Raw genomic sequence first — 14,186 nt, forward strand, 5'->3', positions numbered from 1 at the left:
AGTTAAGATAGTAGATTATTCGATAAGATGGTGTCTATTTTGTCTTGTATGGTCTTATCTACGTTGGCAGCCCGTGGATATTTAGGCAACACTCTGTCGTTGACTCGTGGGTGATCCCACAGTGAGGTATGCGTCACAAAATCCGTGGCGGCCTTTTTGCCTGCGTGCTCTAAGCATCCGGCTAAACAAGTATCAACATAAGTTTGGCTTACCGGGAACTGATCATTCGCAGGGCTACAGTGCAATGTCTCACATACCCATAATGTCCGACCGCTGAGGGCTTCATAAAGGGCTGTTTCGCTATGTATGTCCATTGTAGCGTCGAAGGCAATTTGCTCTGGCGACACTTGCGTAAATCGATAGTCTTTTTCTCGTTCTTGCAGCGCAGGATTGAGCTGAGCGGGGATCAGTTGCGCATTCAGCTTTTTAGCGGCGTTTTTGATTGCCCCAACGTAGGTTTGCTGCTCTTGAATACTTCTTGTTACCCAGGCACGCTCGAACCCATCTACCATTACAGGAATGCCGTAGGTTTTTATACCCGAAAAGCGCTCTCTGCTGTCGCGGCTTAACAAACTTCCATAGCCAAGAACGATATGAGACTCATCGAGCCCGTTTAAATAATTAACAATATCATGTGCAGAGGGTGCATCAGCGTTGTTCACACTATCTCCTGTATGGTTTTATGATGTGACTATTAATAACAGAACTTACTCCTTCGCAATTTAAGTTTACAGCCTCATAGCCCAACATGCTTGCTCAGATTCATTAAAACGAGGTCATAAAAAAAGGCGGTACCTTTTGAGTTTACCTTAATGCGATAACCTCAAAAAGTACCGCCTTTACAGCGTCTACCTTATGGCATGTTGCTGTTATTTAGCGATAAACTAAAAACAGCCCATCATTAATGATTAGAACAAGGCTCTTACACCCACGCTGATATTTCTACCTGGTAGCGGCGCTTGGTCTTTAAGGAAAGACGTGTGCACTCGCGCTTCTTCATCAGTCAAGTTATCACCTCGAGCAAACACAACCCAATCGATGCCTTGACTCGCAAACTCATACTGAACGCTGGCGTTTAACAGGGTGTATCCGTCTGTAGCCGTTTCAAAAGACGCGGTATCAGTTTGGTCGTCAACCCAAGTAAAACCAGCATCTGCGCTAAGCCCGCCGTTAACGTAACTTAGCTCACCACCAATTCGCATTGGCGGAGTACGTGGCAAATTGTCGTCTTCTATTTCCGCGCGAATATAATCGGTAAACACGGTCAAACGGAACGCATCATTAAGGTCGAAGTACGCTTGCGCTTCAAGCCCCCAAATGTCCGCATCGGCTTGCTGGAAGTAGTAAACAGGCAAGCCTTCATCGCTGTGCGACTCATGGCCTTCTTCATGTTCACCTTCGTGCTCACCTTCAAGTTCTCCCTCGTGCTCTTCGTCGTGTTCATCACCATGTTCTTCATGCTCAGATAACGCGATTAGGCCCGTGTTAGTTTGGAAAACATAGTTGTCGGCTTGGTTATAAAACAAAGAAACGCTATAGCCCCAATCGCCAGTAAACTTACGGAAGGTCACGTCTAAATTAGTGCTAACTTCTTCAGTCACCCCTTTTAAGTTTTCTTCAATATGGCCTTCTTCGTCTAGGTCGAATACAAGCCCAACTTCATAACTTTCTGTTGCCAAATGCTGACCGGCAGAAAATAGCTCCTGCTGACTCGGAGCACGTTCGCTTCTAGAAAGCGTAATCGCTACTGACTGGCCGTCGGTGTACTCCCAGTTCGCACCTGCAGAAAGGGATACTGCTGTGAAGTCATATTCTGGGAACGTAAACTCTGTGCCGTGAGCTTCATGCTCTTCGCCTTCATGTTCCTCACCTTCGTGCTCTTCACCCTCGTGATCTTCGTCATGATACACATCAAGCTCTACTTCACTGTCTGCAACATCAATAGAGGTTGATTCTAAACGACCACCAATTTCAAACGTTACATCACCCACTTTCTTTTGCTCGATGAGGTACAGCGAGAAGCTGTCTGTCACGTTAGCTGGCGTAAACGCCTCTTCACCCACAGCGGTGTAATCGCTTGATGTAAACTGCAGACCAAACACACCGTGCCAGCCTGCCACTTCTTCATGATAAGCCGATAGGCGAATATCAGTAGATTCGTTGGTAAACACAGTTCCCGGCATGCCGTCTTCTATTTCAGCGTGCTCGTAATCGGTGTAGGCAGCGGCGAATTTCAGGTTAGTTAGCCCTTTAATTGGCGAGTGCCACTCACCTGCGGCTTGGTAACGAGTCATATCGACATCGAGCAGCACACCTTCTTCTTCGTGCATGTGCTCTTCATCATGATCATCGTCTAAGCCTTCATCATGGTCCTCGTCATGGTCTTCATCGTGTTCGTCGCCATGACCGTGACTGTGGCCTGGAACACCATATTCGTTGTCGAGTTTTTCAACGGCGAAACCGAAATAGCCTTCCTCGGCAACGTAAGACAGCCCAGCAACAATGTTAGTTGTCTCCATGGCACTACTTTCTAATTCGCCGCTTTCCTCGTCATCATCTGGCTCAAGAGATGCAAAACCCGGAATGTCTGCGTTTTCTGTATCACGGATAAAACCGTCAACATGCCAAACAAAGTTACCTTGCCCGCCAGTCACATCACCGCGGGTATATTTACCTTCGTTTACTGTGCTGTAGCTTGCTTCTACTTCACCCTCAACACCGTCTACTTGGTATTGCGGTATGCGCTTATCAACAACGTTAACTACGCCGCCAATTGCACCACTTCCATACTGAAGTGTTGCCGGACCGCGAAGCACTTCAACCTGAGTCGCACTTGCCAACGTGGTGGCCACATTATGATCTGGACCAACGCGAGACACGTCAGAGACATCCAAGCCGTTTTGTACAATTTTTACGCGCGGGCCATCGTTGCCGCGAATGATAGGGCTGCTTGAAACAGGGCCAAAATAGGTACTGTGTACCCCTGGGGTATTCTTAAGCGTTTCACCCAGAGTAGGCGCTTCAATTTTGCGAAGTTTTTCAGCACCAATAACAGTAACAGGCGTTACTGACTCAAGCACAGATGACTGCAGCGCTGTTGCCGTCACTACAATGTTTTCTACCGACGCAGGCTGTAACACAAAGTCAGCTTTTTGATCGCTACTCACATCACCAAGGTCGTTATCACCATGAATGTAGTTGCTTGAATAAACATGTAAATGGATATGAGGTTGCTTTACATCGTTAAAACGATAGATGCCGTTTTCATCGGTAATTGCTATGCGGCGCGTGCCTTCAATTTTAACTTCCGCGCCTTCTACTGGCTTACCTGAAGTATCTGTGACAGTTCCCGTCACTGTGGTTGCTAAAACCGGAGCGCTGAGTAATCCCGCTATCGTAATGCTTAGTAACGAACGCATTTTCATTATTTTCCTCTACTGAGTGTCTTTAGCTGTGATTTTACCGTTTCTACGGCATTGTCAATGTGTGTGCTTGAGCAATATGTGATGTTATAACATTTTTCAGCATGCGGGATATAAAGTCAACAGCAAATAATCGCAGCAAAGCAGCCATTAGCCGATGAAGCGTGTTGAAGTGTTTACGCATAGGCGAGGTTTATTAATAGTGATTTCGAAAGAAGCAGCACTAGAGACGTCCGTAGCGGAGGCAATGGACGCAATAAGGAGAGCACCTCAACAAGACCAACTTATGCTTGAGTAGGAGAATGAATGACCAAGGATTGGCCTTTCCTTCATTGGAATAGAAGCCTTTATTGGAATAGAAGACTGTAGTGTGTAAGCCTGTGCTTTACTTTATTTTGCTAGGCACGGCTAACGGGAAAGTTAATGACTTCTTGAATGTGTGAGGCGCCGATTTTCAGCATCAACAGTCTGTCTATGCCAAGGGCAACGCCTGCGCACTCTGGCAGCCCCGACTCTAGCGCCTGCAAGAAGTGCTCATCGATAGGTTTTTCTGGCAACCCTGACAACGCGCGCATTTTATTATCTTGATTAAACCTCTCTCGCTGCTCAGCGGGTTCACTCAGTTCATTGAACCCGTTAGCTAGTTCAATACCTTTAAAATACACTTCAAAGCGCTCGGCAACGCGACTGTCATAAGGACTTATTTTCGCCAATGCTGCTTGTGAGGCAGGAAAGTTATAAACAAAACACGGCGCTTTCAGACCTATCTTAGGTTCAATGCAATAGGAAAACAGAAGCTGCAGCTGGCTATCTCTTGATAGACTCTCTATGCCATCGATATCAATACCGCATTCGAGCATTTTTTGATGAATTGAGCTTGTTGGGCTGGTGAGCGGGTCTATGTCAAGATGAGCGATAAACGCATTTTGGTAAGTGATCATTTCACTACCAGTTGTTGCGCCTAACACCTCATGTAAAAGGGCATCCACTTCTTTCATAAGCATTAAGTGGTCAAAACCTGGTCGATACCATTCCAGCATGGTGAACTCAGGGTTGTGCCACCGCCCTTCCCCTTCGTGACGAAATGCTTTGCCAATTTGGTAAATGGCACCGCTCTGTGCACACAACAGTCGCTTCATTGCATATTCAGGCGATGTTTGAAGAAACAAAGAAACGGGCTTTCCCGTATTAGCGTACAAAAATTCAGTGTTAAACCCGTCAATGTGCTCATCGGTAACGGTTCCGGCAGATAGCACTGGGGTTTCTACTTCAAGAACGTCACGGCTATGGAAAAACGCCCTTACTTGACGAAGTAATTCAGCTCTCGCCACTCTGGTTTTATGGGTGGTGGTAGGTTGCCAAGATTGCTCATGTTTCATAGTCGCGCCAACGCTTTTAAGAAGAAGATGAAAGCCATAAATTAAAAAACCGGTACGTGAACATACCGGTTTTTGAACCTTGCTAGTAACACGCTTTTTGGCAATGTTACTGATTATTAAGCGATGCTTTTTTAAGCATGACTTATTTAAACGCTACTTATTTTTGAACTCGTGACACGTATTCGCCAGAGCGTGTATCTACACGGATAACTTCGCCCGTTTGAACGAACAAAGGTACACGTACAACGGCACCCGTAGTCAAGGTTGCAGGCTTACCACCGGTTCCAGCAGTATCACCCTTAAGACCTGGGTCAGTTTCGGTAATTTCTAACTCGACAAAGTTAGGTGGCGCTACCGTAATTGGGGCACCGTTCCACAACGTAATAGTACAAACGTCATTTTCTACCAACCACTTAATATTCTCACCCACTGCTTTTTCATCAGCCGCAATTTGTTCGAATGTATCATTGTTCATAAAGTGGTAGAATTCGCCGTCGGTGTATAGATAGGCCAGCTCAGTATCCATAACGTCTGCGCCTTCTACGGATTCACCAGAGCGGAACGTTTTTTCTAAAACTTTACCTGAAATAAGCTTGCGAATTTTTACGCGGTTAAACGCTTGGCCCTTACCAGGCTTTACGTATTCGTTTTCTAAAATGTTGCAAGGTTCGCCATCCAGCATGATTTTCAGGCCGCCTTTGAACTCGTTAGTGCTGTAATTAGCCATAATTCCTCTGTCTAAACATAAGGTGCAAAAAGTTTCGTGGAACAAATAATACCTAAAAAAGCGATTTCTGTAGAGCATAACTGGCAAAAAGAATTATCAAGAAGCTTTACGGACCCCTCGAAGCTGCTAAGTCATTTGCATTTAGATGAGAAAAAATACGTACAGCACATAAAAGCACGGCGCTTATTTCCTATGCGTGTTCCCCGTCATTTTGTGGAATTAATAGAAAAAGGGAATCCAAGCGATCCACTGCTCCTGCAAGTTATGCCGCTGAGCGATGAATTTTTAACGTCGCCTCACTACAATGAAGACCCATTGGAAGAACATGACACAGCAGGCAAAGGACTGTTGCACAAGTACGACTCTCGCGTGCTGCTGATGGTTCGCACCGGGTGCGCAGTAAACTGTCGATATTGTTTTAGACGTCATTTCCCTTACGCAGAAAATGCCGTTAGCAAAGCGCAGTGGATAGACACATTATCGTACATTGCCAATAACCCAGACATTAACGAAGTCATTTTTTCTGGTGGCGATCCATTAATGGCAAAAGACGATCACCTAGCGTGGTTGGCGTCAGAAATTGCAGCAATCGACCACGTAAAGCGCCTTCGAATCCACACGCGATTGCCTGTGGTATTACCTGAGCGAATTTGCAGTGCCTTTAAAGATTGGTTTACCGAGCTACCCATTCAAAAGGTATTAGTGCTTCACGCGAATCATGAAAATGAAATCTCCGACGAGTTAGTCGATGCACTGGCACCGCTTAAAAGCAAAGGAGTAACCCTGTTGAATCAGTCTGTATTGTTGAAAGGAATTAATGACAGTGCTGATGCCATTTGCGCGCTGAACGAGCGGCTTTTTGAAGCAGGCGTATTGCCTTATTACTTGCATGTACTCGACAAAGTGCAGGGGGCGAGTCATTTCTATGTGAGTGATGACGATGGAAGGGCTATTATGGAGCAAGCGATAAAGCGCCTGCCGGGATTCTTAGTGCCCAAACTCGTGAGAGAAATTGGGGGACAACCCGGCAAAACGCCTATCGACTTACATTTGCATCCCTGACCTACGCGAAAGTATCAATATTAGCGCCTAACGCGGGGTTTGAAGAGGATGCTTTTGGTACGTCAGCGGCTGATTCCAGCAACTGAAGCGACGCTTTTCCCTCTTGTTCTTGTTGGCCTTTTGCCAACTTAAGAGAAGCCAATTCAAGCGAAGCACCGGACGCTGCAGAGGCGTTTGCACCTTGTAGTTCCATACCGTTTTCCTTTGTTGCTTGTAGCAAAGTGAAAAAATGGGCAAAATTGCCCACCTTAGGGTGTATCGGCAAAAACCGTCGAAACTTTAATCAGTTTTTGAATCAATTTCAAAATCAAATTTACATCAAGCAATTAAAGGCGTTTTCATGCAAGAAATGCAAACCGTAAACCAACAACTTCAAGAGACCATGCAAACGCTTTACCGAAAAGCCGTGGATGCCGACCAAGCATTAGACGTGTTGCAGCAGGATAAGAAAGGTAAATTTTCAGCCGTATTTGCCTCTGACAGTGGATTTACAACGTCGTCGAAGCGCTTTGTTCCCTATGTAGAAGAAATAGCGTTAGATTGGCAAGCCATGAAAGACATGAACGAAGAGCAAACAAAGGCAGCACTTGCTCCGCTAGTGAAGAAAATAGAGTTAGCGCTTATCACCGTTACCCAGTTTCAACAAAGCCTAGCCAGTAAGCCTCAGAACTAACGCTTAGCCGAGTCAGCTCGGCCTAAAGCTTATTCCACGTCTATCTTACGCTAGCCTTGTGGTTCTCTTATACTTCTCTAGTGTAAGAAGTGAGCGCTAATTAGCATAAAGCGGGATACGCTTTATGCGCTGCTTTAGCCTTTGTACTTCACGTAAATACGCGTCGCTGTCCACACGACCATATTGCTCGGTAAAAGCTTGTTTACTGAGCCCCTCTGGCACATCGTCAATCGCGGGGATAATGTCACTCTCACTGCGAATACGGGCAAGGGCATTTTGAACCTTTTCAGCGTGCGCTGGCGATGCGGCGGTTTGGGCAAAGGCCGTGCCGGACATATCAGCAACTAAATCAACAAAGCTGTATCCAGAACCGCCAGCCCCGCGGTCCATCAACTCTTTAAACTCCCCGATAGCAAAGGACATACTTTGCTCTGATAGCAGCTCTAATGCTGCAGAAATAATAAAGTGTCGCGCCAAATCATTGCGATTATGCAAAACTGCGCCAGAACGAGGACGAAGGGCTTTGTCTTTATCCGGCTGAATGTCACCCACAAGATGCCCAACTCGGTGGTGCCCCACATAGGCGGCCAGTGCGAGTATTACAGCCTTATTGTGCAATACCGCTTGTGCTGATGATGTACTTTGTTCACGGGCTCTGGCCATGCCTTCACGCAAGTATTCAGTCAGCGATACAGGACTTGCAGATAAAGCGATTTCCCTACCCGAAATATACCTGAGGTAGTAGGCGGTAAGTGTTTGCAGCTCGGTTTCTTCGTCTACGGATAAGTTAGATGCTACTGTGTTTAGCTCTACGAGCAGCGTGTCTAAACGCCCTACCTCTAACGTGAGTTCACCCTGCTGCATAGATACTTTTTCTACGCGGCTAAGGGCTATAGAGGCAATTTCTGTATCGGTGTAGCTATTGACAGCATATTCAATCACGTCGAGTAAGAATCTTCCGGGAATACTCAAACTCCCCACCTGCACATGTTCTATGCGCAGGCTATCGCCGGGCAACACTAAGGCAGAGGCGTTAAAAAAGTAGCCAGTATCTTTTAGTGCGTAGGTGACGCTTACCGTTCCGCCCATTGAGGTTATATTAACTTGCCCTTTAAACTCTGGCAGCGCGCGCTGCAACACGCCTACCAGGCTCTCTACCTGTGTTTCGCTTAAGGTCAATTGATGGCCTTCTTCTCGGCGGGAAAAAGCGCGTTGTAGCTGGCTGAGCAATGCATTCACACTGTCGGCACCATCAAGTTGGCTTGATGCACTACTTGAAACCAGCGGTGTAGTTTGAACGGCCATTACAGTGAGCGTTGTCGCGCCTACAAGCGCAAGAAAAACAACTACAGCTAAACCAATAAAAAACCATTTTAAAAATCGCAAGATCATATTCGTGGTAGTAAACCTTTACTAATCGTGACACGGGGAGCTGACATGTAATGCATCTGAATCAATGGAGTAGAGCTTGCTTCATTGCAGGCAGCAGTTGATTGCTATACGTTACCATACAAGCGTTTTTTACACGCGGTGATAAATTCCTTTTTTCTGATAATATCAAAAATTATCGCATCATTTTATTTGCGCGCCTCTTTATTTGCGAGCTGCTCTATTTACGCACTAGTGAATTCGCGCACTACTTTGCCCATTATTAAAACCTATTTTGAGCGCTGTGTATCAACAAATAACGAGCTAATTCGTAACGCAATGTTACCAGTTTGCTGTAATAGTGGTATGGCCCTGTAAATCGCTCCCGTTAATAGTTTTGTTAGTAACCCACCTTGATAGAAGAGGCAGCTCGGTGAGCGATAAAAAACCTTCGCCGAAGCGCAAACTGAGTAGCAATGCCTTTAGCAGCGTGGCGTCGCAATTAACAAAAAGGCCCAACGCGTTAGCGTCAGGCCTTTTACTCAGTATATCTATGTGAGTTTTAGTCTTAGTAAATAGGCAGTACCGAAACCGATTCAGGTGCAGTGAAAGACGCACTGTAACTAGGCGCGATATCGCCTGAGTCTGCGTTCAAGATATTATCGAATCGCAAGATAGCGCCGTTCGATTTTTCTGCCACATACACATGTCCGTTGCTTAGCATTAAATCAACGGGGTTCCCAAGCATTGACGATGGGCCAGCGATATTTACCGAAACGTCGGTAATGCCGTCTGCCGATTGCGCACCTGAAATAACATAAAGCTTGCCATCGGTAGCGTCGGCCGCACTGCCAACATCGGAGATGACCAAGCTATCGCTTTGGCTGTCATAGTCGATGCCATGAATGTTAGTAGGCGCTGAAAACGCAGTACCACTACTTGCCGGTACAATGAGTCTGTCTTCACCTGTTAGTACAGATTCACCACTGTTCAAGCGTCGTACTACTTCTTCAAACACAGCAACCGTACCGTTTGTTAGCGCTAGGTAAGCGCTGTCAGTTGCTGGGTCATAATCTACATCCCATGGGCGAGCGCCATTTGATGCTTCAAGGGTTAACAGTGGCGCTACATCACCGGATGCGCAGGGTGAAAACACGCGTACAGCAGGTGTTGTCTCATTCACATCGGCAACAAATACAAGGCCCTCTGTTGATGCAATATCAAGTCCTTTAGGGGCAATAAGCCCGGTATTCGCGCCCGCTATCATATGATCATAGCTGTCGCTGTACATCATGCCATCACGACTTGAGGCAAGTCGATTTACCACTAATAGCCCGCCTGTTGATGTATCTGGGTTGTCGAAGGTAATAACGCCATCGCCTTGCGATGTATATGACGCACTTTCTATGCTCATGCCGCTATCAAAGCTGCGTAATTCGCTGCCTAAAAGTGCACTAAGTTGTGCAACCTGCCCAGTGGTATCGCCTTCTGCAGATGGATTACTTGATACAGAAAGCCCTGAGATTGGCATTGTGGTTATACCGTCATCCGATGCATCCCACTTCACTATTGCGTCAGTAAACTCAACAAGAGACTCTGGCTTAACAGATGGTGTAGAAAGCGTTGGCGCAACATCGCCACTCGCACCGGTGAAGATATTTGAAAATACTAAAATTGCGTCATTCGATTTTTCGGCAACACGAAGGTCAGAGCCCGATAAAATGATATCAACAGGGTTACCTAATTGCGTGCTAGCGCCGCCCACTACTCGTGTGGGTACTATCATGCCATCAGCAGATGCTGCACTTTCAATGACAAACAACTGCCCATCGTCAGCCACACTTGCATCACCCACATCTGACACCACGAGTCGATTAGACATTGCTTCATACACAATACCGTGAAGATTGATTGAGATTTGATTGCCGTCGGCGTCTGATGGAACAATCGTTCTGGTTACCGTTGGCGCAAAACCAGAAGAAGTGACATCGTCATACACGGCAACTGTGCCGTCAGTTAACGCCACAAACAAGCGATCAGCGTCTTCGTCAAACGCTAAATCCCAAGGTCGAGCAGAGGTCATAATTTCGGCAATAGGCTCTACGTTTCCTGCAGCTTGACCACCGAAAACACTAATTCGTTGACCATTAAAGTCGGCAGCCATGACAAGGCCGGCTTCTTCAGCAAATACGATACCTTTAGGGTTTACTAGGCCAGTTTCTGCCCCGGTGATGTCATGACCAAAGTTTGCATCAAAGTCGCTGTTTCCTGTAAATGAACAGAATGAGCGAATAAGAGGAAGGTCGCTATCTCCTGCTTGGAACAGCGTATTACTTTGGGATAACGCAACGCCTTCATTGGCGCCGGTTGATACTGTGTTAATAACACTGGCGTTTTGATCTACCGTTGATACGGTATTGCGATTGCTATCGCCATTATTAGCCACTAAAAAGGTCGCAGCTGCAAAACCTGGGCTTCCGTCTTGTCCTGGCGCGCCGTCTTGACCATCGGCGCCATTTACGCCGTCAACGCCATCTGCACCATCATCGCCGTTACAAGCTGATAGAGAAAACACAACTGCCGCTGCAAGAAGTGAAAGTTTGATATTGCGCTGTGAAGTATTTGATAAATCCATAACCGTCTCCGTTGTCTTTTTGATGTAGTGACGTTGTACAACTCACGTCCTGTTCAAAAAGCCAAACGACCGAAAATAACGATTGGATGCAACAGATATTAAAAAAAAATAAAAAAGATAAAAAAAAGAAAGCACATCACTGTACTTTCTTTTTTTAATGCACGGAAACAAGGGCGTGTTGATCTTTGCTGTACAAGTTTTGGGCAGCAAAAATCAACACGCCCTAGAATCTACAACACTACTTCAGCCATATTCCCCTTGCTTTCAAGCCATGTTTTTCTATCGCCTGAGCGCTTTTTCGCTAACAGCATATCCATCAATTCCATCATGTCTTCAGCGTCATCAATAGTGAGCTGAACGAGGCGACGGGTATTAGGGTCCATGGTGGTTTCGCGAAGCTGGAGCGGATTCATCTCCCCTAGCCCTTTAAAACGCTGTACGTTTACTTTGCCGCGCTTTTTCTCTGCTTCAATACGATCTAATATGCCCTGCTTTTCACTTTCATCCAGCGCATAAAACACCTCTTTGCCCACATCTATTCGAAACAAAGGAGGCATAGCAACGTAAACGTGACCTTGGTTTACTAGCGTTCTAAAGTGCATTACAAAAAGCGCACATAGCAAGGTGGCAATGTGCAGTCCATCTGAGTCGGCATCTGCCAGAATACAAATTTTACCGTAACGCAACCCAGACAAATCTGTTGAATCTGGGTCGATACCCAAAGCCACCGATATGTCGTGAATTTCTTGAGACGCCAACACCTGAGAAGAGTCGACTTCCCAACTGTTAAGAATTTTACCTCGAAGGGGCATAATTGCCTGGAACTCACGATCGCGAGCTTGCTTGGCAGAGCCTCCCGCAGAGTCCCCTTCCACCAAAAACAATTCTGAATGGTTAATATCTTGTGATGAACAGTCGGTAAGCTTTCCGGGTAATGCGGGGCCCTGAGTCACTTTTTTGCGTGCGACTTTTTTGGTTTGACGCAACCGACGCTGAGCATTATTAATACACATTTCAGCAAGGGCTTCGGCAACGTCCGTATGCTGGTTTAGCCATAAGCTAAACGAGTCTTTCACTACGCCAGACACAAAAGCACTAGACTGGCGAGAAGATAACCGCTCTTTCGTTTGTCCTGCAAACTGAGGGTCCTGCATTTTTGTGGATAAAATATAGGCACAGCGGTCCCAAATATCATCAGGGGATAGCTTTACGCCACGTGGCATCAGGTTTCTGAATTCACAAAATTCGCGCATCGACTCCAGCAGACCTTGGCGCATTCCGTTGACGTGAGTACCACCTTGCGCTGTAGGAATAAGATTCACATAGCTTTCTGTAATAAGGTCACCGCCTTCTGGCAGCCACATCACAGCCCAGTCAGCCCCTTCAGTGTTGCCTTTAAAGCTACCGACAAACGGCGTATCAGAGGGTAGCGTTTCGAATGCTTCAACCGCTTGATAAAGATAATCTTTTAAGCCATCCTCGTAGTACCACTCTTGGCTTTCTTTTGATATTTTGTTGTCAAAACGAATGCGAAGACCTGGGCTTAATACGGCTTTAGCCCGCAGGTTGTGCAGCAATCGACTGACAGAAAACTTGGCAGAATCAAAGTATTGGGAGTCTGGCCAGAAATGCACCCGCGTACCTGTGTTGCGCTTACCGCAGGTGTCGATAATCTGAAGGTCTTCTACCTTGTCGCCATTTTCAAAGGCAATTTGATACACGTTGCTATCACGGCGAATAGTGACCTCTACGCGATGGGACAATGCATTGACTACCGAAATACCAACACCGTGTAACCCGCCCGAAAAGGCATAGTTTTTATTTGAAAACTTACCACCGGCATGCAGCTTACACAAAATAAGCTCTACCCCAGACACACCTTCTTCAGGGTGAATGTCTACAGGCATGCCGCGACCGTCATCAATCACTTCTAAAGACTGATCTTCATGCAAGATAACTTTGATATTAGACGCATGACCAGCAAGCGCTTCATCCACACTGTTATCGATAACCTCTTGCCCTAAATGGTTAGGACGTGAAGTATCGGTGTACATACCAGGGCGGCGTTTAACCGGGTCGAGGCCATTTAAAACTTCAATAGCATCTGAATTATATTGATTTGACATAGTTATGGTTATTATTTAAGCCAGAAACATGAGTAAACGTACGCAGAGTTCATCTGCAACGCAAGGTAAAAAGATGGTAGCAGGGCGATTTAATCCTGGCAACGACGTTGACCTGTTGCCGCCCCTACCCTCTATTCATATATCTTAATCGAGAAGAAAATCTGCAATGCCAGGTAAATGATTTTCATAACCCACAAAGCTGTGATCTCCCCCTTCCTCTATGACTAATTCGCTTAGGGCGTACTTTGCGGCTGCCAATCTATAGTCGAGGGTTTCATCATTGGTTTGCAGCAACACCTTATACGCTTTTTGCTCGCTCAGTGTGTTGGCATCTAGTGCTCTAATCACATCAATATCGGATGCTTCAATAGTAAACTTTTCACCGCTGTAAGGATTAACATGAGGGCCGATAAATTGCTGAAGCAGTTCGTAAGGTCGCACTGCAGGGTTAATCAACACAGCTTTTCCTGAATATTTTTCAATTAGAAACGTGGACAAATAGCCGCCCATTGAACTGCCAATGACTTTAAGGCCATTGGTTAAAAGCGCTGGCGTTTGCTCAATTAACGCGGTGAGCTGTGCTTCTACCTTACTCGGAAAATTAGACAGCGCAGGAATATGAACCTGAACGTCTGGATGATGGGCAGCAAAATAGTCTTTGGTTGCCTGCGCCTTAACCGATGATGGAGAACTTAGAAATCCATGAAGATACAATATGTGCTGCATGTTGCGTCCCTGTTTGTACAATAAAGTGGTGTTTTTGAATGTTATTTTTAAAATATGCTTTGGTAAAA

The 14,186-nt window shown here is 46.0% G+C and carries 11 protein-coding genes; 2 read left to right on the forward strand and 9 right to left on the reverse strand.

All coding sequences use genetic code 11. The annotated features are described in order from the left end of the window. Positions 1-2: 2 nt before the first annotated feature. The 4 genes from JV36_RS0106640 to efp all read right to left on the reverse strand — a co-directional run bounded on the left by JV36_RS0106640 (position 3) and on the right by efp (position 5,528). Positions 3-662, reverse strand: coding sequence for a hypothetical protein (locus JV36_RS0106640; protein ID WP_032095688.1), 660 nt, complete (start codon positions 660-662; stop codon positions 3-5). A 246-nt stretch (positions 663-908) separates the two neighbouring features. Next, positions 909-3,425, reverse strand: coding sequence for a TonB-dependent receptor (locus JV36_RS0106645; RefSeq protein ID WP_032095687.1), 2,517 nt, complete (start codon positions 3,423-3,425; stop codon positions 909-911). 395 nt (positions 3,426-3,820) lie between these two features. Then, a complete protein-coding gene (gene epmA / locus JV36_RS0106650) occupies positions 3,821-4,801 on the reverse strand; it encodes an elongation factor P--(R)-beta-lysine ligase (RefSeq protein ID WP_032095686.1) in 981 nt (326 codons plus the stop codon). 157 nt (positions 4,802-4,958) lie between these two features. Then, positions 4,959-5,528 carry an elongation factor P gene (efp, locus tag JV36_RS0106655; protein ID WP_032095685.1) on the reverse strand — a complete coding sequence of 190 codons (570 nt, stop codon included), beginning with the start codon at positions 5,526-5,528 and terminating at the stop codon, positions 4,959-4,961. Positions 5,529-5,564: 36 nt separating this feature from the next. On the opposite strand from efp, the gene epmB reads away from it, so the two are divergent. Then, positions 5,565-6,590 (forward strand): EF-P beta-lysylation protein EpmB, encoded by a 1,026-nt coding sequence (gene epmB / locus JV36_RS0106660; RefSeq protein WP_032095684.1) that lies wholly within the window; start codon positions 5,565-5,567, stop codon positions 6,588-6,590. 1 nt (position 6,591) lies between these two features. Here epmB and JV36_RS0106665 read toward each other — a convergent pair whose 3' ends face one another. Then, on the reverse strand, positions 6,592-6,783 hold the full coding sequence (locus tag JV36_RS0106665) for a hypothetical protein (protein WP_032095683.1): 192 nt from the start codon (positions 6,781-6,783) through the stop codon (positions 6,592-6,594). Between the two features lie 156 nt (positions 6,784-6,939). Between JV36_RS0106665 and JV36_RS0106670 the strand changes: the two genes are divergently transcribed. Then, positions 6,940-7,263: a hypothetical protein gene (locus JV36_RS0106670; RefSeq protein ID WP_032095751.1), complete on the forward strand. Its 324-nt coding sequence runs from the start codon at positions 6,940-6,942 to the stop codon at positions 7,261-7,263. Between the two features lie 96 nt (positions 7,264-7,359). On the opposite strand, the gene JV36_RS0106675 is transcribed toward JV36_RS0106670, so the two are convergent. The 4 genes from JV36_RS0106675 to JV36_RS0106690 all read right to left on the reverse strand — a co-directional run bounded on the left by JV36_RS0106675 (position 7,360) and on the right by JV36_RS0106690 (position 14,118). Next, positions 7,360-8,655, reverse strand: coding sequence for a hypothetical protein (locus tag JV36_RS0106675; protein WP_032095682.1), 1,296 nt, complete (start codon positions 8,653-8,655; stop codon positions 7,360-7,362). 544 nt (positions 8,656-9,199) lie between these two features. Beyond that, positions 9,200-11,266 (reverse strand): YncE family protein, encoded by a 2,067-nt coding sequence (locus tag JV36_RS0106680; protein WP_032095681.1) that lies wholly within the window; start codon positions 11,264-11,266, stop codon positions 9,200-9,202. A 230-nt stretch (positions 11,267-11,496) separates the two neighbouring features. Further along, on the reverse strand, positions 11,497-13,392 hold the full coding sequence (gene parE, locus JV36_RS0106685; protein ID WP_032095680.1) for a DNA topoisomerase IV subunit B: 1,896 nt from the start codon (positions 13,390-13,392) through the stop codon (positions 11,497-11,499). Positions 13,393-13,536: 144 nt separating this feature from the next. Continuing rightward, a complete protein-coding gene (locus tag JV36_RS0106690; protein WP_032095679.1) occupies positions 13,537-14,118 on the reverse strand; it encodes a YqiA/YcfP family alpha/beta fold hydrolase in 582 nt (193 codons plus the stop codon). Between the last annotated feature and the right edge of the window lie 68 nt (positions 14,119-14,186).

Origin of the sequence: Alteromonas sp. LOR, assembly GCF_000753865.1 — a bacterium.
GTDB lineage: Bacteria > Pseudomonadota > Gammaproteobacteria > Enterobacterales > Alteromonadaceae > Alteromonas.

Bases quoted from the DNA above. Each gene is read 5' to 3' on its own strand.
- epmA (WP_032095686.1), bottom strand. From the start codon at position 4,801: ATGAAACATGAGCAATCTTGGCAACCTACCACCACCCATAAAACCAGA.
- JV36_RS0106675 (WP_032095682.1), bottom strand. From the start codon at position 8,655: ATGATCTTGCGATTTTTAAAATGGTTTTTTATTGGTTTAGCTGTAGTT.
- JV36_RS0106665 (WP_032095683.1), bottom strand. From the start codon at position 6,783: ATGGAACTACAAGGTGCAAACGCCTCTGCAGCGTCCGGTGCTTCGCTT.
- JV36_RS0106680 (WP_032095681.1), bottom strand. From the start codon at position 11,266: ATGGATTTATCAAATACTTCACAGCGCAATATCAAACTTTCACTTCTT.
- efp (WP_032095685.1), bottom strand. From the start codon at position 5,528: ATGGCTAATTACAGCACTAACGAGTTCAAAGGCGGCCTGAAAATCATG.
- JV36_RS0106670 (WP_032095751.1), top strand. From the start codon at position 6,940: ATGCAAACCGTAAACCAACAACTTCAAGAGACCATGCAAACGCTTTAC.
- parE (WP_032095680.1), bottom strand. From the start codon at position 13,392: ATGTCAAATCAATATAATTCAGATGCTATTGAAGTTTTAAATGGCCTC.
- JV36_RS0106690 (WP_032095679.1), bottom strand. From the start codon at position 14,118: ATGCAGCACATATTGTATCTTCATGGATTTCTAAGTTCTCCATCATCG.
- JV36_RS0106645 (WP_032095687.1), bottom strand. From the start codon at position 3,425: ATGAAAATGCGTTCGTTACTAAGCATTACGATAGCGGGATTACTCAGC.